The 17,850-nt window shown below is 67.3% G+C and carries 20 protein-coding genes; 16 read left to right on the top strand and 4 right to left on the bottom strand.

What is annotated here, in order from left to right:
- Positions 1-747: MinD/ParA family protein (locus tag B1790_RS31140; protein WP_142271599.1), on the top strand; the 747-nt coding region annotated here is incomplete at its 5' end.
- 1 nt (position 748) lies between these two features.
- On the opposite strand, the gene B1790_RS31135 is transcribed toward B1790_RS31140, so the two are convergent.
- Entirely contained in the window at positions 749-1,477 is a 729-nt protein-coding gene (locus B1790_RS31135; protein ID WP_079927142.1) for a transcriptional regulator, read from the bottom strand.
- Positions 1,478-1,842: 365 nt separating this feature from the next.
- Here B1790_RS31135 and B1790_RS31130 point away from each other — a divergent pair, with 365 nt between their 5' ends.
- From B1790_RS31130 to B1790_RS31110, 5 genes are all read left to right on the top strand, one after another.
- Positions 1,843-2,175 carry a WhiB family transcriptional regulator gene (locus B1790_RS31130; protein ID WP_079927145.1) on the top strand — a complete coding sequence of 111 codons (333 nt, stop codon included), beginning with the start codon at positions 1,843-1,845 and terminating at the stop codon, positions 2,173-2,175.
- Positions 2,176-2,464: 289 nt separating this feature from the next.
- Entirely contained in the window at positions 2,465-2,881 is a 417-nt protein-coding gene (locus tag B1790_RS31125) for an EVE domain-containing protein (RefSeq protein WP_079927141.1), read from the top strand.
- A gap of 29 nt (positions 2,882-2,910) precedes the next feature.
- Positions 2,911-3,864, top strand: coding sequence for a pirin family protein (locus B1790_RS31120; protein ID WP_079927140.1), 954 nt, complete (start codon positions 2,911-2,913; stop codon positions 3,862-3,864).
- Between the two features lie 13 nt (positions 3,865-3,877).
- Positions 3,878-4,189, top strand: a complete 312-nt coding sequence (locus tag B1790_RS31115) for a GNAT family N-acetyltransferase (protein ID WP_079927139.1) — start codon at positions 3,878-3,880, stop codon at positions 4,187-4,189.
- A gap of 29 nt (positions 4,190-4,218) precedes the next feature.
- Positions 4,219-5,037 (top strand): thioesterase family protein, encoded by an 819-nt coding sequence (locus B1790_RS31110; protein ID WP_079927138.1) that lies wholly within the window; start codon positions 4,219-4,221, stop codon positions 5,035-5,037.
- A 10-nt stretch (positions 5,038-5,047) separates the two neighbouring features.
- Here the strand turns inward: B1790_RS31110 and B1790_RS31105 are convergent, their stop codons facing one another.
- Positions 5,048-5,551 (bottom strand): PPOX class F420-dependent oxidoreductase, encoded by a 504-nt coding sequence (locus B1790_RS31105; protein ID WP_079927137.1) that lies wholly within the window; start codon positions 5,549-5,551, stop codon positions 5,048-5,050.
- Between the two features lie 118 nt (positions 5,552-5,669).
- Here B1790_RS31105 and B1790_RS31100 point away from each other — a divergent pair, with 118 nt between their 5' ends.
- Together B1790_RS31100 and B1790_RS31095 are read left to right on the top strand one after the other, a co-directional pair.
- Entirely contained in the window at positions 5,670-7,100 is a 1,431-nt protein-coding gene (locus B1790_RS31100; RefSeq protein WP_079927136.1) for a peptidase, read from the top strand.
- A gap of 94 nt (positions 7,101-7,194) precedes the next feature.
- Entirely contained in the window at positions 7,195-7,527 is a 333-nt protein-coding gene (locus B1790_RS31095) for an Lsr2 family protein (RefSeq protein ID WP_079927135.1), read from the top strand.
- A 2-nt stretch (positions 7,528-7,529) separates the two neighbouring features.
- Here B1790_RS31095 and B1790_RS31090 read toward each other — a convergent pair whose 3' ends face one another.
- On the bottom strand, positions 7,530-8,783 hold the full coding sequence (locus B1790_RS31090; protein ID WP_233165399.1) for an Ig-like domain-containing protein: 1,254 nt from the start codon (positions 8,781-8,783) through the stop codon (positions 7,530-7,532).
- A 94-nt stretch (positions 8,784-8,877) separates the two neighbouring features.
- On the opposite strand from B1790_RS31090, the gene B1790_RS31085 reads away from it, so the two are divergent.
- On the top strand, positions 8,878-9,828 hold the full coding sequence (locus tag B1790_RS31085; protein WP_079927144.1) for a cation diffusion facilitator family transporter: 951 nt from the start codon (positions 8,878-8,880) through the stop codon (positions 9,826-9,828).
- A gap of 16 nt (positions 9,829-9,844) precedes the next feature.
- On the opposite strand, the gene B1790_RS31080 is transcribed toward B1790_RS31085, so the two are convergent.
- The gene (locus tag B1790_RS31080; protein ID WP_233165398.1) at positions 9,845-11,320 is read right to left on the bottom strand and encodes a GAF domain-containing protein; all 1,476 of its coding nucleotides are present in this window, start codon (positions 11,318-11,320) and stop codon (positions 9,845-9,847) included.
- A gap of 169 nt (positions 11,321-11,489) precedes the next feature.
- Here B1790_RS31080 and B1790_RS31075 point away from each other — a divergent pair, with 169 nt between their 5' ends.
- The 7 genes from B1790_RS31075 (at position 11,490) to B1790_RS31045 (ending at position 17,605) form a co-directional block, all read left to right on the top strand.
- Positions 11,490-12,527, top strand: coding sequence for an amidohydrolase family protein (locus tag B1790_RS31075; protein ID WP_079927132.1), 1,038 nt, complete (start codon positions 11,490-11,492; stop codon positions 12,525-12,527).
- Between the two features lies 1 nt (position 12,528).
- A complete protein-coding gene (locus tag B1790_RS31070) occupies positions 12,529-13,254 on the top strand; it encodes an iron-sulfur cluster assembly protein (protein WP_079927131.1) in 726 nt (241 codons plus the stop codon).
- An 8-nt stretch (positions 13,255-13,262) separates the two neighbouring features.
- Positions 13,263-14,288 (top strand): NAD(P)-dependent alcohol dehydrogenase, encoded by a 1,026-nt coding sequence (locus B1790_RS31065; protein ID WP_079927143.1) that lies wholly within the window; start codon positions 13,263-13,265, stop codon positions 14,286-14,288.
- Between the two features lie 16 nt (positions 14,289-14,304).
- Positions 14,305-14,625: a putative quinol monooxygenase gene (locus tag B1790_RS31060; protein ID WP_079927130.1), complete on the top strand. Its 321-nt coding sequence runs from the start codon at positions 14,305-14,307 to the stop codon at positions 14,623-14,625.
- Positions 14,626-14,713: 88 nt separating this feature from the next.
- Entirely contained in the window at positions 14,714-15,001 is a 288-nt protein-coding gene (locus B1790_RS31055) for a YggT family protein (protein ID WP_079927129.1), read from the top strand.
- 46 nt (positions 15,002-15,047) lie between these two features.
- The gene (locus tag B1790_RS31050) at positions 15,048-15,917 is read left to right on the top strand and encodes an undecaprenyl-diphosphate phosphatase (RefSeq protein ID WP_079927128.1); all 870 of its coding nucleotides are present in this window, start codon (positions 15,048-15,050) and stop codon (positions 15,915-15,917) included.
- 170 nt (positions 15,918-16,087) lie between these two features.
- Complete coding sequence (locus tag B1790_RS31045) at positions 16,088-17,605, top strand: LCP family protein (RefSeq protein WP_079927127.1); 1,518 nt, start codon at positions 16,088-16,090, stop codon at positions 17,603-17,605.
- The last annotated feature ends 245 nt before the right edge of the window (positions 17,606-17,850 follow it).

The raw sequence follows: 17,850 nt of genomic DNA, 5'->3' as shown, positions 1-17,850 counted from the left end.
GGCAAGGGCGGCGTCGGCAAGACCACCGTGTCGGCCAGCATCGGCTCGGTGTTCGCCGAACTGCGCCAAGAGGACCGCGTGGTGGCGATCGACGCCGACACGGCGTTCGGAAAGCTCGGCAGCCGCGTCGACCCGAAGGCGGTGGGCTCCTATTGGGAGCTGGCAGCCGATCAGCACCTCGAGACGTTCGCCGACGTGCGCAGCCGGGTCGGCAACAACTCGGCGGGACTGTTCGTCCTCGCCGGCGAGGCAAGCCCGGCCCGCAGACGTGTCCTCGATCCCGCGATCTACCGCGAGGCCGCGGCCCGGCTGGACCGCTACTTCTCCATCACGATCGTCGACTGCAGTTCGACGATGGACACGCCCGTCACTCAGGAGGTGCTTCGCGACCTCGACGCGTTGGTGGTCGTCTCGTCCCCGTGGGTCGACGGTGCCGCGGCGGCCGGGCAGACGATGGACTGGCTGGCCAACCGCGGGCTGACGAGTCTGCTACGGCGCACCGTCGTCGTCCTCAACGATTCGGATGGTCACGCCGACAAGCGGACTCGCGCGATCCTGGCTCAGCAGTTCGCCGGGCAGGGGCAGGTGGTGGTGGAGGTTCCGTTCGACCCGCATCTTCGCCCCGGCGGCGTCATCGAGGGCACCGCGTTGATGTCCGCGCCGACCCGTCGCAAGTTCGTGGAGGTCGCCGCCGCCCTTGCCGAGCACTTCCCGGCCAACGACGAGCGCGGTCGGGACCGACGCTGACTCAGTCGAGCTGACCGATCAGCGCCTCGATGGCGCCCACCGCCGACGCGGGCACGGGCTGCTCCGACTCCGCTGCCGCGATGACGTCCTCCGTCACGCCCGCGGCCTGCGCGGTCTCGCCGATGGTGAGGTTCGCGGTGCGGCGGGCCGCGTAGAGCCGCTGGCCTAGGGAGGCGTGCTCCGCCGCAGCCGCCCGCATCGTGAGCTCGTCCATGCGGCGCCGGACTGCGCTGAGCGCCCGGATGAGCGCGGGCGTGACGCGACCGATGCGGGTGGCCCGCGCCGCGACCGCCTCGAGCTGTCGGAGGTCGGACAGGATCGCGGTGATACGGGGGGTGAAGGCGGGGTCGTCGGCGGCTGGCAGGGCGTCGATCGTGGAGCCGAGGGTGTTGACGGCGGCAACTACGGCCTCGGCGATCAGCGACCCCTCGTCGCCGGAAGCCTGACCCCGGGTGGGCATCTCGGCGCGGTCGTCGTCGGGTGCGCCTGCCCGCAGTCGGTTGATCGTGCCCGGCGGCCAGCGCAACACTTCTTCGAGCTTCGCCCGGGTCTTGTCGCGCGGCCAGCTCCGCCCCTTCTCGAACGAGATGAGGGCACCGGCGTTGATGATCCCGTCGGCGGCCAAGCTGCGCTGGGAGATGTCCAGTTCGCGCCGACGGGCCGCGGCGGCCGCTCCCGCCCGCGCCATGCCCGGATCCACGATGGTGTCATCGTCGGCCGGGGTGGTCATCTCTGGCTGGTCCTCGATGCCTACAGACGGGGTGGGACGGCCGCGCGCTGCAAGGGTTTGACGGCCCAGCTGACCGTAGCAGTCGACGTTCAACCGCTGCGGTTCAACTCCCAGAACTGTCTCATCGCTACGACTTGCGGTCAACCCTCGGCAACCCTGACGATCCGCTTCGCAAGCGTCCGCGTTCGCTCCTGAACTGCAGATACTGCCACCGGCTCAGGCCAACGTGGCTCGGCAACATCTGGCCTGCCCCTTTGGCCGCCGCCAGCGCTTCAGTTCCAAACTGTTGCAACGCTACGGTTACTGCTATACATTTGCGCCATCGCGACGCACCCGACTGCGACGCTCTGAACGAGGAGTACGACATGAAGGTTTCCGGGATCGGACTGGCTGCAACGAATCCCGTCGGACTCGACGGATTACCCCTCGGTGAGTGCACCAAGGACCCCGAGCGGTGGACCACCGTGGCCGACGAGGACGCCAAGTCCATCTGCCGGATGTGCCCCCGCCGGTGGGCCTGCGCTCGCGAGGCGGTCGAACTGCCGAAGGCAGAGGGGCTGTGGGCGGGCATCGTGATCCCGGAGTCGGGTCGCGGCCGCGGTCACGCGCTCCGACAACTCCGCGAGTTGGCCGAACGCCACGGCTATCCCGTTCGCGCTCGGCGAATCTTCGTCGAGCAGTTCTTGGAATCTGCCTGATCAACGCGCAGGCGACGGCGGATCGGCGTCGAGGGGTCGCCGGTTCGGAATACCCAACTGTGGGTCAGCGGTTAGACTCTTGGCGACGGTGTCACTCATGCCCCGGGTACCAACTAAATTCGTCGCCTAGAGCGACCACTTGCCGTGAGGCGCCATGGTGGCACCGTCGCCTGAGCCGCCGATGCACTCGCATCGGCGGCTTTGGGCTTTCCGGGCCCGTTTGCGGACCTGTGGATAACTTTCCGAAGAAGTCGGGGTCTTGTCGTGGGCCGCTCGTAGCTTGGCCGACATGACCACATATTGGATCAACACCGTCAGCCGGGGGCACGTGACGCGGGGAGTCGCGGGCGGCTTCACCCAGGCCAACCACGGCAAGCCGCACATGCTTCGACGAATGGCCCGCGACGACTGGATCGTCTTCTATTCGCCGAAGACCGACTACCCCGACGGCGCGCCACTGCAAGCGTTCACCGCCATCGGCCGAGTGGCCGACGACGAGGTCTACCAGGAGGACTTCGACCCGCAGTTCCAACCCTGGCGCCGGCGGGTCGAGTTCCTGCCCTGCACCGAGACACCGATCCGCCCGCTCATCGAGAAGCTCGACTTCATCGAGAACAAGACTCAGTGGGGATATCGCTTCCGGTCAGGGGTGTTCAAGATCGAGGCGAGTGACTTCGAGGCGATCCGGACGGCGATGACGGGGTGACGGGGGTGGGCCGCCGCTAGTCTGGCGGGGTGAGCAACACCGAGACGACGCCGGATCAAGTCGCCTGCGGTGCATCACGTTTCACCGGCGTCCTGCATCCGCGCGAAGTACCCCTTGGCGGGCCGCGGGCCATTCGGGTCCGCCGCACCCTGCCACAACGGCAACGATCCCTCATCGGTGCGTGGTGCTTCGCCGACCACTACGGTCCACACGACGTCGGAGCGGGCACGGGAATGGACGTGCCCCCGCACCCGCACACCGGACTGCAGACCGTCAGCTGGTTGTTCAGCGGCCAGATCGAGCATCGGGACAGCGCAGGAGTGCACGCCATGGTGCGGCCCGGCGAGCTCAACCTGATGACCGCCGGCGCGGGCATCTGCCATTCGGAGGTGTCCGTCCCCAGCGCGCGCATCCTTCACGGCGTGCAGTTGTGGGTGGCCCTGCCCGACGCCGACCGAAACACCGGCCGCGACTTCGTCCACTTCACCCCGACCGTCCAGACCGTGGGTGACGCGGAGGTACGGGTCTTCCTCGGCGAGGTCGGTGGCGTCCGTTCTCCGGTGCACACCTTCACGCCGTTGGTGGGTGCCCAGGTCGACCTCGCACCCGGCGGTGTCGTCGAGCTCGCCGTCGACCCGGCCTTCGAGCACGGGGTCCTGCTCGACGAGGGCGAGCTACGCGCCGGAGGGACGGCCCTCGGCGTGGCCGACCTCTGGTACCAGTCGCCCGGTCACGACGTCGTCCGGCTGACCAACGGTGGTGGCGGCCCGGCGCGGATGCTGTTGCTCGGCGGAATTCCCTTCACCGAGGAACTAATCATGTGGTGGAACTTCGTCGGCCGCAGCCACGACGAGATCATCGGCTACCGTCGCCAATGGGAGCAGCACGACGAACGATTCGGTTCGGTCAGCGGCTATCCGGGTGGACGATTGGCCGCCCCGCCGCTGCCCAACTCGACACTGCTTCCCCGTCCGAACCGCTGACCCTGGGAGACCGATGACCACCCTGAAGACCACCGACAAGACCGGCGCGGAGACCACCGTCACCAGCGAGGCCGACCGCTTCGTGATCGCGGTCGACGGCGAGAACGTCGGCCTGGCCGACTTCTTCGACCGTGACGGACGACGCACCTTCCCGCACACCGAGGTGAATCCGAACTTCCAGGGGCGTGGACTGGCTACGATCCTCGTCGCCGAGGCATTGCGCGCCACGCGGGAGGCGGGGCTTCGGGTGGTGCCGGAGTGCTCGATGGTCGCCGACTACATCGAAAAGCACCCCGAGTTCGCGGACATCACCGACGCAACCTGACCCAGCTCCCCCGGCTATCGTCGCCTCCCATGACGACACGTGTGCCGCCGGCGTTCTTCACCACCGACGGCGACCACTTCGTACCCACCGCCATGGCCAAGGGCCCGTGGGGTCCTACGGTCAGCGGCAACTTCGTCGGAGGCGTCGTCGGGCACGTGGCGGAATTGGCGATCGGTGATCACGAGCTGCAGCCCGCGCGCCTCACCGTCGATCTGCTGCGGCCCGCTGCGTTGGCACCGCTGTGCGGTCGCACGCGAGTCGTGCGAAGTGGCAAACGGCTCACCCTCGTCGAAGCCGAGTTGCTGCAGCAGGACACGGTCGTCGCCCGTGCGACGGCGTTGTTCTTGCGCAGGGGCGATCAACCGTCGGGGCAGGTCTGGTCGACGACCACGATGATGCCGCCGCTGCCACCGGAGGCCACGTTGCCCGCCACTGGCGCACCGATGCTCGTCTGGGCGTACGGCAGGAACCACGACGTCGCAGGCGCCGCCTTCGACCTGACGCAATGGCAGCACGACGGCCCGAAGTTCGTGTGGGTCCGTGACCTGGCACCGCTGGTCGACGGTGTGCCGACGACGCCGTTCGTCCGCGCGTCGATGGCCGGTGACGTGGCCAGTTCGTTGACCCATTACGGCACAACCGGGTTGAACTACATCAACGCGGACTACACGCTGACGTTGAGTCGACTCCCGGAGGGCTCCGACATTGGGCTCGCCGCCATGTCGTTCACCGGCCACGACGGCATCGGGACCGGCACGGCTGCGTTGTTCGACGCGCGAGGGCAGATCGGGACTGCCACCGCGACGACGCTGGCGAACCCGGGGTTCGCGCCCAACCCCATGAGCTGATCGGGCCGTGTCAGCTCAGGTACTGCGCGGTCGACCCCGACACCGGCATCTCGGGCATGCCCAGCTTGCGGTGGTCCCAGCTGCGCGTCCTGGTTGGCACCAAGCGCACCGCGATCCGGTTGTTCATCATCTGGTCGACGAACGGCTTCATGTCCTCGGTGTAGGGCCCGGTGTAGCGCTCCCAGACGCTAATGCCCACGCGCAGAAGCAGATCCGGGTCGTCGTCGACGATCTCGGCCTGGCCGTCGAACGACACCCCACGCAGGGTGTCGTAGGTGTCGCCGTCCTCGATCATCAGCGTGAGTCGGGGATCGCGGCGGAGGTTGACCGCCTTCTGCGACTTGGCCTTGGTCTCGAGCCAAATGTCGCCGTCGACCACTGCGTACCACATGGCGACCAGATGCGGTCTGCCGTCGGCCGACAGCGTCGCCATGGTCGCGGTGCGACTACGTTCGACGAACTCGACGATCTCGTCGTCGCTCATCACGATGTTCGAACGTTGATTCTTGCCCATGTGGTATCCCTACCAGCGACTGTGGCTCGCGCCGTCACCGGGATGCCGTTGGGCTCGCCGGTATACCCTCGCATTTCGTGTGATCATTCGGTGCGTGGACGAAGCGGGACGTAAACCCATGGGCTCATTGAAGGCGGCACTGATCGCCGCGAGCGTGGCGCTGCTGCTCGCCGGGTGCGCGTCGACCACACCGGGTGTGGCGGTCTCGCCCCTCTACGACCCGTTCCGCGCCGGCGGCCTGCCCGCCGAGGACGGCCCAAGCGGCATCCGCGAGGACAGCCCCGCACCCCAGGGTCAGGTGAAGGGCGGCGACGGTGGCGATGCCGACAAGCTCGCGACGCTCGGAGTCGACGACGTCGCGGAGTTCTGGGAGAAGAACTACTCCGACGCGTTCGACGGATCCTTCACCCCGGTCCAGGATCTCGAGTCATACAACTCCGAGAGCCCGTCCAGTCCGGAGATCTGTGGGGGCGAAACCTACGACAACCCGAACGCGTTGTTTTGTCCGCCAGACCATCTCATCGCGTGGGACCGCGGCGTCCTGGTACCGCTGGGACAGCAGTTCTTCGGCGACACGTCGATCGCCGCCCTGCTCGCCCACGAGTACGGGCACGCGGTCCAAGACATGGCGCAGCTCGTCGACGAAAACACCACCACACTGGTGAGTGAACAGCAGGCGGATTGCCTTGCAGGGACCTATATTCGGTGGGTAGCCGAGGGTAAGTCGCCTCGGTTCCGGCTCAGTACCGGCGACGGTCTCAATCACGTTCTGGCGGGCGTACTCACGCTGCGCGACCCAACGTACGTCGCCGACGACGCGCCGTATCTCGAGCAGGGCCACGGCACCGCGCTCGACCGGATCAGCGCGTTCCAGATCGGCTTCACCTCGGGTGCGTCCGAGTGCGGCAAGATCGACATGGACGAGATCACCGAACGGCGTGGCGATCTGCCGTTGACGCTTCCCGAGGAGAACGGCGGCGATCCGACGTCCGGCGACGTCGAGATAACCAGGGACGTCGTCACGTCACTGGTCGACGTGCTCGGCACGGTCTTCCAACCGGCCGAGGCTCCCAAGCTGTCGTTCGACCCGCCGGAGTGCTCCGACGCCAAGCCAAGTCCGGCGGCGTCCTACTGCCCTCAGAGCAACACCATCTTCGTCGACGTGCCGACACTGGCGGAGATGGGCAGGCCGTCGGATCGCGAGGACTACACCTTGCTGCAGGGCGACAACACCGCACTGTCCGTCGTCACGTCGCGGTACGCGCTGGCGATCGAACACGAGCGCGGCGTGCCGCTCGACAGTGCGACCGCCGCGTTGCGCACGGCGTGCGTGACGGGAGTCGCGCAGCGCGCCATGTCGGAAAATGCGGGCCTGGCGTTGACCTTGACCGCGGGCGACCTCGACGAGGCCGTGGCGGGACTGCTGACCAACGGCATGGTGGCGAGCAACGTCAACGGCGAGACGGTACCTGCCGGCTTCACCAGAATCGTTGCCTTCCGGTCCGGCCTCGGCGGCGACGCGGATCTTTGCTACAACCGCTTCAAGTAGTGCTTCGAGAGGTAGTCGCGTTGAGCCAGTGCGTCGTTCGCTATCATGGCCTCATTTCCGATAACACCATGAGCGCGAGGAGGGTTGGCGGCCAGTGGCAAAGAAGACCGTCGTCGAATGGGTCGACGACATCGACGGAACCGCTGCATCCGAGACGGTGACGTTCACCATCGACGGTTCCCGCTACGAGATCGACCTGTCCGAGAAGAACGCGGCCAAGCTACGCAAGACCATGAGTAGCTGGATCGAGGCCAGCCGTCGTTCGTCGAACCGCCGGGCGCGTGCCGCACAGCCGAAGAACGACTCCTCCGAGTCGACCAAGGCGCGAAAGTGGGCCATCGACAACGGTTTAGACGTCGGTCCGCGCGGGCGTCTTCGGTCCGAGGTCATCGACGCCTACCGCACTCGGGCCACCGACAAGAAGTAGCGTCAGCCGCGAAGTGTGCTGCCCTGCAGCCACTCTCGCCACGGAACGCTCCAGTCGCCGTTCTGCCACTGTTCTAGCGGCTTCCCGCCGGTGTTGCGAATCTCGACGACGTCACCCGGCTGGGAGAATTCGTAGAACCAGCGGGCGTCCTCGGCGCTGAGGTTCAGACTGCCCGCCGAGACGTTTGTGTTGCCCTGTGCCCAGACCGTCGCCTCCCGCTCGTGGAGGTAGATGCCGTCGGGGCTGATGCGCGTCGCATAGGGAACGCTGATTCGGTAGCCCGACGCGGAGTTCACCGGCAGTCCGTAGGTGGAGGAGTCCATCATCACGGGGTTCGCCTTGTCCATCACGGTGTAGACGCCGGGCTGGGTCCAGAACGCAATCGTCTTGCCCCCAACGGTTTCGGTGCCGCCTCGGCCCATCGACGTCGGCATGGTCCTGACGAGCTTGCCGTCGACGTACACGCTGACCTGCTTGGTGACGTCGTCGGCGATGGTGACGTGGGACGGCCCGATCCTGAAGCCGACGCTTCTGTCCTCCTGGCCGTAGATTCCGTCGCCGAGCTCGGCACCGTAGATGCCCGCCGCGACGCGCACGGTGGTGTTGGGCGGAAAGTAGTCCCGCGGTCGCCAGTGCGCCTTCTGGTCGTCAACCCACGACCACGCTCCCACCACGGGCGGAGTGGTCGTGACCTGCATCCGCCGCTCCGCCGCCGCCCTGTCCGCGATCGGCGAGTCGAAGCGCGCCACGATCACCGTTCCGACGCCATACGTTGCGCCGTCGCGTAATTCAGCACCGGACGTCGTGGTCAACGTGACGCCGGTCTGCTTCTCCGGCACCACCGTCGAGAACCGGGTCGTCCGGGTCGCGGTGGTGGCGTCGGTGCCACGACCGGTCGCCGTCAACGTGTACGTGCGCCCGTACCCGAGGGGCTCGGCGGGACGCCAGGCGGTGGCGCCGGGCGTCATCGCACCGGCGACGGCCCGGCCCTCCTCGTTGACCAGCCGGACGTCGACGAGAGTGCCCGAGTGAGCCTCGACCCAAGTGGCACCGGTGGGGACGACGTCGCGCGCGTCCGCCGGCGGATGGACGGCGAGGCGGGGCGGTTCCGCGGCGGCGGCCGGTTCCGCGGGTGCGGCAGTGCGCTCCGTGCGATCGCGGAGACGGGCGTCGGCGGTGGTGGAGGTGAAAGCGGCTATGACGGCGATCGCGGTGAGAACCGCGGCACGGCGTCGGCGTTGGGGGGTCAAGGGCACGTCTCCGGTCGGCACAGCATCTACGTAGCAGCATAGTAGATTGCCCGACGGGATACATGCCAACATTCGCATGTGTGGATGTATGCTCGCTGCCATGGGAGAGACTGCGCACGATCACGGCCATGGGGGGCACTCGCACGGGGTGTCGGCCGACGCCGACCGAAAGTGGTTGACACTGGCCCTGATCCTGATCGTCGGGTTCATGGCCGCCGAAGTGGTCGTGGGCGTCATCGCCGGCTCGCTGGCCTTGATCACCGACGCCGGGCACATGCTCACCGACGCCGTGTCGATCGTCTTGGCGCTGATCGCCATCCGCCTCGCCGCCAGGCCGGCGCGCGGCGGCTACACCTACGGACTCAAGCGCGCCGAGATCCTCTCTGCCCAGGCCAACGGCATCACCCTGTTGCTGCTCGCCGCCTACTTCGTCTTCGAAGGCATCCGACGCCTGATCGAACCCGGCGAGGTCGAGGGCTTGCTGGTCTTCGTCACCGCACTGGTCGGCATCGTCGTCAACGTCGCCGCCACGTGGTGCATCAGCCGGGCCAACCGCTCGAGCCTCAACGTCGAGGGCGCCTACCAACACATCCTCAACGACCTGTACGCCTTCATCGCCACGGCGATCGCCGGCGCCGTCGTCTGGCTGACCGGCTTCGCCCGCGCCGACGCCATCGCCGCGCTGGTGGTGGCGGCGCTCATGGTCAAGGCCGGCTGGGGCCTGGTCCGCGCAAGCGGTCGCATCTTCCTGGAGGCAGCCCCCGAGAGCGTCGACCCCGCCGCCGTCGGCGCCGAGCTCGCCGAGGTCGGCGCGGTGGCAGAGGTGCACGACCTGCACATCTGGCAGATCACGTCGGGCGAGGCGGCGCTGTCGGCCCACGTGATCGTCGCCGACGGAGCCGATTGCCACGCCATCCGCGGTGAACTCGAGCGGATCCTGCACGAGCGGCACCACATCGACCACACCACCCTTCAGGTCGACCACGTATGCGCCGAGGACCCCGACCAACACTGCGTCGAGCCGCACGGTCAGTCCTACCGAGGGGCCTAGCGCCGGGCCGGTCGGGCTACGCCCGCACCCTGATTCCGTACTGACTTATCTTGCGGTACAACGTCGCTCGACTCATTCCAAGCTCGCGGGCAGCCTCGACCATCGTCGGAGCACCGCGGGCCGAGAGCACGCGGATGATCTCGCCGCGTTCGAACGCCTCGATGCGGGACAGGTGTCGTGACGGCCCCGCGAGGACCTCGGGCGGCAAGCTGCCCACGTCGACGACGTCGGTCCGGCCCGCGGCGTGGGCGACGACCCTGGCGAGCTGGTCGACGTTGCCCGGCCAGCCGTGGCTCTGCAGGGCGCGCACCGCCGCCGGGGTGACGACGACGTCACGGCCCCGCGCACGCTTGGCGATGTGTGCGGCGAGCGGCAGCACGTCTTCCGGCCGGTCGCGCAGCGGTGGAACCTCGACGACGGCGTCGACGAGACCCGCCAGCGCGGTGGGGATGTCCTCGAAGCGTTCGGCCGTCACCGCGAAGGGCACCGCCGCGACACGACTCGACCGCACCACCAGATCCCTGAGCTGGTCCGCCACCCACGTCGGCAGCAGGTCGACGTCGCGCACGATCACCGCGGTGTGCTCCTTGCCCAGCTCGGGCGTCCACAACCCCAGCCACGTGTCGAGGTCCGTGGCTCCCGGGGCGGTGGCCGAGAGGATCCGGTCGCGCGGGTAGGTGTGCCGCGCCGCCTGCGCCAGCAGCGTCGCCCGGCCGGCGCCGGGTTCCCCGATGGCGGCGACGACGTGGCCGGCGGCCATGGCCCGTTCCGCCGTCGTCACCGCGGCGTTCCACGACTCCGAAAGGTCGTGCAGGCTCCCGGATCCGGGCTCGAGCCGGGGCATCTCGACGCGAAACACCTGGCCGCGTGGCGTCGGGCGCGGGCGGCGGCCGTTCGACCTGGCCAGCATGAGGGCCGCGGTGTTGCTGGCCGCCGACCTAGCCAACGCCAGCAGCAGCTCACTCGACGACTGGGACCAGGTCGTCAGGTTGACGCAGCCCTCCAGCCGGCCGGTGGACGCGTCGAGAACCGGGACGGCGGCACAGGTGAACGTGCACAGGCTCATCGCGTAGTGCTGGTCGGCGCGAATGAGCGTCGGCGCGCGGTCGGCCAGCGCCAACCCCAACCCGTTGGTGCCGACGTCGCGTTCGGAGTACGCGAAGCCCGGCGCGAGGTGCACGTCGTCGAGGGCCTGCAGCAGGCCGTGATCGCCGCTCATCCGGCAGAGCACGACGCCGTCGGCGTCGGTCAGCATCAGGCTGACCGGTTCGTCGGCCAGCGTGCGATGCAGGTCGAGGAGCACTTCGTTGCCGCACTCGACGAACAGCGATTCCAGGTTGTCGGTGCCGGTGAAGACGGGTTCGACGCTGTCGGACGGCACGCCGTAGCCCTCGCTGCGCTGCCAGGACGCCAACAGTCGCCGGGGCACCTCGGGTGCCTCGCGGTGCTGCAGTTGGTGCAGCTTCATTCGATCCGGTAGTCCGTCAGCCACGCTGTGATCCACGTTACAAGCAGCATGCCCGAGGCGGCCCAGCTGCAGCGGAGCCCGAAGTCTCAGATTGAGACGTCAATTCTCTCGGCAGCGTCGGCGGCCGCCCATAGGCTCCGGTCAGTCGGTGTGACAGCCCTCACACCTCATTGACGACGCACCAGGAGCCCGCATGTACCGCAAGGACGGAACCAGCTATTTCATCGTCGACGCCCACGTCGCCCTGTGGGACGCGCGGCCCGAGAACCAACGCAACATCCACGGCAAGCAGTTCATCGATTGCTTCTACGACTACCACCGGAATCTGTCGCCCGAGGACCAGGTGTGGAGCTACGAGGACTACCTCTACCAGGGCGGGGAGCGCCTGATGAAGGACCTGTTCGAGGACGGGTACGTAGACCACGCGATCTTCCAGCCCGCCCAGCTCGGGGAGTTCTACTACAAGGGCTTCGGGCAGACCGACGAAGCGTCGGAACTGGCGAAGGCCCATCCGGACAAGCTGACCTACAACCACAACTTCGACCCCCGCAACGGCGAGGCCGGGCTCGACCAGCTGCGCGACGACGCACGCCGTTTCAACCTGAAGGGCGTCAAGCTCTACACCGCCGAATGGCATGGCGACTCCCGCGGCTGGCGTCTGGACGACCCGTGGGCGTACCGGTACTTCGAGGCCTGCCGCGAGCTGGGCATCAAGAACATCCACGTGCACAAGGGCCCGACGATCCGCCCGCTGGACCGCGACGCCTTCGACGTTGCCGACGTCGACCACGTGGCGTCGGACTTCACCGACCTGAACTTCATCGTCGAGCACTGCGGACTGCCGCGACTCGAGGACTTCTGCTGGATCGCCACCCAGGAGCCCAACGTGCACGCCGGACTGGCGGTGGCGATGCCGTTCATCCACACCCGGCCGAAGTACTTCGGTCAGATCATGGGCGAGCTGCTCTACTGGATCGGCGAGGACCGCATCCAGTTCTCGTCGGACTACGCGATCTGGACGCCGAAGTGGCTGATCGAGAAGTTCGTGGACTTCCAGATCCCCGCCGAGCTGGCGGAGTACGCCCCGATCACCACCGATCAGAAGCGAAAGATCTTGGGGCTCAACGCCGCCAAGATGTACGACATCGAGGTGCCGGCGGAGCTGCAACTGGCCGACGCGGACGAGACGGCCGTCGGGCCGCGCGGTGCCGACGACCTCGTCGAGGCCTAACATGGATCGGGAACTGTTGCGCGAGGCGATCCTTCGCGCGCTGGACGTCGTGATCGATCCCGAACTGGACGAACCGATCACCGACCTCGGGTTCGTCCACACCGTGGACGTGTCACCCGACGGTGATCTCGAGGTGCACCTGCGGCTGCCCACGTCGTTCTGCGCACCCAACTTCGCCTACCTGATGGTGTCGGACGCCAAAGACGTTCTGGTAGCGCTGGATTGGACCCGGCGTGTAACGGTCGAGCTCGACGACCACCACGATTCCGAGATCATCAACGCCGGCTTGGCGGCGGATGCCGGCTACCGCGGCACGTTCGGGGTCGAGGCCGAAGACGACCTCGAGGAGTTGCGGGTGACGTTCCAGCGCAAGGCACACACCGCCGCGATGGAACGCTGCCTGACGGAAATGCTGCGGGCCGATCCTGAGCGCCCGATTGCCGACGCCGGCACCGTCGTGATTCGCGACCTGCCCGACCTCGACACCACCGCGTCACTGCTGAGACGACGCGTCAGCATCGGGTTGACCTGTGCACCAGACGATTTGGTGATGGTCGACCACCACGGCAACGGGTACGCGCCCGACGTCGTCCCACTGATGCTCCGCCGGGCGCGATCCACCCGGATCTCGATCGACGGGAACGCACACTTCTGTCGGGGACTGCTCAAGACCCGCTACCCCGACACCACTCAAGAACTGACCCTCGTTGGAAGGAACACACACTGATGACGACGATGAGAGCCGTTCAGGTCGTCGGCTACCACCAGAACTTGGAAATGGCCGAGGTGCCGATCCCGACGCCGACGGGGCCGTTCGACGTCGTCGTCAAGATTGGCGGGGCCGGGGTGTGCCGGACCGATCTGCACATCCTTGAAGGACAGTGGGCGGAGAAGTCGCAGGTCGCGCTGCCGTACACGATCGGTCACGAGAACGCGGGCTGGGTGCAGTCGGTGGGGTCGGCGGTCACCAACGTCGCCGAGGGCGACAAGGTGATCGTGCATCCGCTGATCACCTGTGGGCTGTGCCGGGCGTGCCGTTCTGGTGACGACGTGCATTGCGAGGCCAACGCGTTCCCGGGGATCGACACCAACGGCGGCTATGCCGAGTACCTGAAGACCTCGGCGCGCAGCGTGGTGAAGATCGACGATTCGTTGGAGCCCTCTGACGTGGCCGCCCTGGCCGATGCGGGGTTGACGGCGTATCACGCGGCGGCCAAGGCAGCCAAGCGGCTGACCCCCCGCGACAAGTGCGTGATCATCGGTGCGGGCGGGTTGGGGCACATCGGCATTCAGGTGCTCAAGGCGTTGACCCCCGCGGAGTTGATCGTGGTGGACCGCAATCCCGAGGCGCTGAAGTTGGCCGAGGCGATCGGTGCCGACCGTGGGGTGATCGCCGACGGTTCGCAGGTGGACCAGGTGCTGGAGCTCACCGGCGGTGCCGGTGCCGAGGCGGTGGTGGACTTCGTCGGCGAGGGTGGTGCGACGCGCGAGGGCGTGGCGATGCTGCGCGGCGCCGGTGACTACTACGTGGTGGGCTACGGCGAGAACATCGACGTCCCGACCATCGACATCGTCTCCAGTGAGATCAACTTCATCGGTAACCTGGTCGGGTCCTACAACGACCTGTGCGATCTGATGGCGCTGGCCGCCCGCGGTTCGGTGAACCTGCACACGCAGAAGTACGCCCTCGACGACTTCCAGTCCGCCATCAGCGATCTCGACAACGGCAACGTCCGTGGCCGAGCCATCCTCATCCCCTAACGCAGGAGAGATCCCCGTGATATTCATCGTCGTCAAGTTCACGCCCAAGCCCGAGCACGTCGAGAACTTCCCGAATCTGGTGGCCGACTTCACCAACGCCACCCGCGCGGAACCGGGCAACATGTTCTACGAATGGTCCCGCAGCCTGGAGAATCCGTCCGAATACGTGTTGGTGGAGGGGTTCCGCGATGGTGCCGCGGGCGGAGAGCACGTCAACAGCGAGCACTTCAAGACCTTCGTCGCCGCCGCACCGGATTTCCTGGCGTCGACTCCGCTGATCATCAGCCACGAGATCGACGCGACCGGCTGGTCGGAGATGGGCGAGATCAAGGTGTGAGCACGTCCTTTCTCGGTCCCGTCTCAGCCTGATGTCAGCCAGCTCTCACGCATCGGGCAGAGAATCGGGGCCGGGAAAGGAGAGTGCGATGATCGCCAGCCTGCTGAGTTTCGCGCTGTTGCTCTTCGAGATCGTGCTGATCGCGAGAATGGTCGTCGACTGGGCCGGGATGCTGTCCCCGGACACTGGCCGTAGTAGCAGCATGTATCAGGCGCGCAGGGTGACTCACGGGATCACCGAGCCGGTGCTCGGACCGGTGCGGCGCGTGCTGAGGCCCGTCCGTGTGGGGTCGATGTCGATCGACCTGGCGTTCACCGTGGTGTTCGTCGCCGTGGTGATCCTTCGGTCGGTGGTGGTCACGGCGATCCCGTTCTGAATCGGACCCGCAGCGCACTCACAGCGCCGCGCTGCATCATTTGCCGGTGAGCAGTCTGAGCTATCTCGAAGCGACTGTGGTCGGTCTGTTGCAGGGCGTGACGGAGTTGTTTCCCGTCTCCAGCCTCGGACACTCGGTCTTGGTGCCCGCCCTGATCGGGGGTCGGTGGGCCGACGATCTGAACGTCTCGTCGCCGGGGTCGCCGTACCTCGCATTCATCGTCGGTCTGCACGTGGCGACCGCGACGGCGCTGCTCGTGTTCTTCTGGCGGGACTGGGTGCAGATCGTCACCGGCTTCTGGACGTCGCTGCGGTACCGCAGAATCGAGACCACCGGCGAACGACTGGCGTGGTTGATGGTGGTCGGCACCGTTCCCGTCGGAGTGTGCGGCCTCGCGCTGGAGCACACGTTCCGCACCACCTTGGGCAAGCCCGTTCCCGCGGCTGGCTTTCTCGTCGTCAACGGCGCCGTCCTCTACGCGGGCGAGCGGCTGCGACGACGACGCGACGACGCGACCGGTGTCGACGAACGTCTCTCTCGAACCTCGCTGCCCCGCGGTGCGCTCATCGGAGCCGCCCAGACACTGGCCCTGCTCCCCGGCATCAGTCGGTCGGGTGTCACGATGACGGCCGGACTGCTCCGGGGACTCAGCCATGACGAGGCCGCGAGATTCTCGTTCCTGTTGGCGACGCCGGTCATTCTTGCGGCGGGCGTGCTGAAGCTTCCAGACCTGTTCGGCCCGTTGGGCTCTGGCATCGGCGGCCAGGTTCTGACCGGCAGCGTTGCGTCGTTCGTCAGCGCCTACATCGCCGTCAGATTCTTGACCAAGTACTTCCACACCCGAACACTGACACCGTTCGCGATCTACTGTGTGGTCGCCGGTGCCGGCAGCTTGCTCTGGCTCACTCTGCGCTGACGTTCACGGCCGTCTCGTCGACTGGCGACGGTCCGCCAGGTCCACGTATCCTGGGCCGAACAGTCGGCAAGGCACGCCATGCGCCGGGGGTGACTTTCACCACCTTCACAGCCGAGTCACGAGGTTCTTCCCGCATGGTGGGGCGTGGCTACCAATCGAAGGCGGCGGTGATGGGTGAGCGTGCGCGTCACCTGATGCCGTCTTCGCGGCAGCCCCGCGTCACCGTGGCGCGGCTCCTGCGCGGCGGGCTCGCGGTCGTCACTGCCGTGGTGGTGGCGGTGACGGGCTTCGGCTGGTGGACCCTGCATGGCATGTTGACCGGCATCACGGTGTCGCAGGCCCTCGGAGCCGACGCGCCGCACTCCGCCGGTGCGGCGGTCAACATCCTGCTGATCGGCCTGGACTCGCGCAAGGACCAGAACGGCGACGACCTGCCGCAGGACGTGCTCGACCAGCTGCATGCCGGCGACTCCAGCTCCGGCGGCTACAACACCAACACGCTGATCCTCGTCCACCTCGCCGAGGACGGCAGCGTCGAAGCGTTCTCCATCCCGCGCGACGACTACGTGAGCGTGACGGGCATCGTCCCTGGGTACGACCACATCAAGATCAAGGAAGCCTACGGACTGACCAAGGCCGACGAGGAACAGAAGCTCGTCGACGACGGCGAGACCGATCGGGCCGAACTGGAGAAGCAGGGCCGCGAAGCTGGCCGGAAGGCGACGCTGGCGGTGGTGCGGTCCCTGACGGGCGTCCCGATCGACTACTTCGCCGAGGTCAACCTCGCCGGGTTCTACGACGTCGCGGCCAGCCTCGGCGGAGTCGAGGTCTGCCTCAACCACGCGGTGCACGACAGCTATTCCGGCGCCGACTTTCCCGCAGGCCGCCAGACCCTCGACGCCCGCCAAGCGCTCGCCTTCGTCAGGCAGCGGCACGGCCTCGACAACGGGGACCTCGACCGCACCCACCGCCAGCAGGCGTTCCTCATCTCGGTGATCCGCCAACTCCAGGGCTCCGGGTCGTTCAGCGACATGGGGAAGCTCGACGAGCTGATGGACGTGGCGCGCAAGGACATCGTGCTGTCCAGCGGCTGGGATCAGAGCCTGTTCCAGCGCATCGGCTCGCTCTCCGGGGAAGAGGTGCACTACCAAACCCTTCCGGTGGTGCGGTACGACACGGTCTACGGCCAGGACGTCAACATCGTCGACCCCGCGACGATCCGCGCCCTCGTCAAGACGACCTTCGGCGACCCGTCGGCGACGCCGGTTCCGGTGGCTCCGGCCGACGTCACCGTGGACGTCGTCAACGCCAGCGGCGTTCGCGGTCTGGCCACCGAGGCGTCGAACATCTTGAGCCATCAGGGTTATCACGAAGGGGAACTGAGTCTCGGCGGGCGCGGTCAGTCGCCGGCGACCGTCGTCGAGTTCGGAACGGGTGGCGAGCCCGCCGCGCAGGCCGTCGCGACCGCGCTGGAGATCAGCGCGGCCCCGCAGCCAGTCGTCGACCTGGCTCCCGGTCGCGTTCGGGTGGTCCTTGGCGACGGCTACGCCCTGCCGACCGACCTCGCCAGCTTGGCCACGGCGCCGTCGGGTGGCGAGGCGTTGGGCATCGACGTCGGCAGCTCGGACCCGCCCGCCCCTGATCAAGGATTGCCCATCAGCGGCAGCGGAATCCCCTGCGTCAACTAGCCGATGGCGCTGAATTGTGCGCAGCGGGCGCCTTCTTTGGCACGCGCTTAGCATGCCGGACCGACATTATTGGGCCTTGACCCAAGGGTCATGCACAGTCCGTGATTCATCCCCAGATCGGCGTCTACGGCGAAATTCCCGGCACAGGCTCCGGCCGCCGAGCGTAAATTCGAATGCATGTTCGACTCATTGGTGGCCACCGCGGCCGGTACCTCCGGTGCCTCCGCGGTGGAGTCGTGGTCGCG

The organism is Mycobacterium sp. AT1 (assembly GCF_002043095.1).
GTDB lineage: Bacteria > Actinomycetota > Actinomycetes > Mycobacteriales > Mycobacteriaceae > Mycobacterium.
Note: the sequence above shows the minus strand (reverse complement) of the source record. Positions and strands in the feature narration are given on the sequence as shown.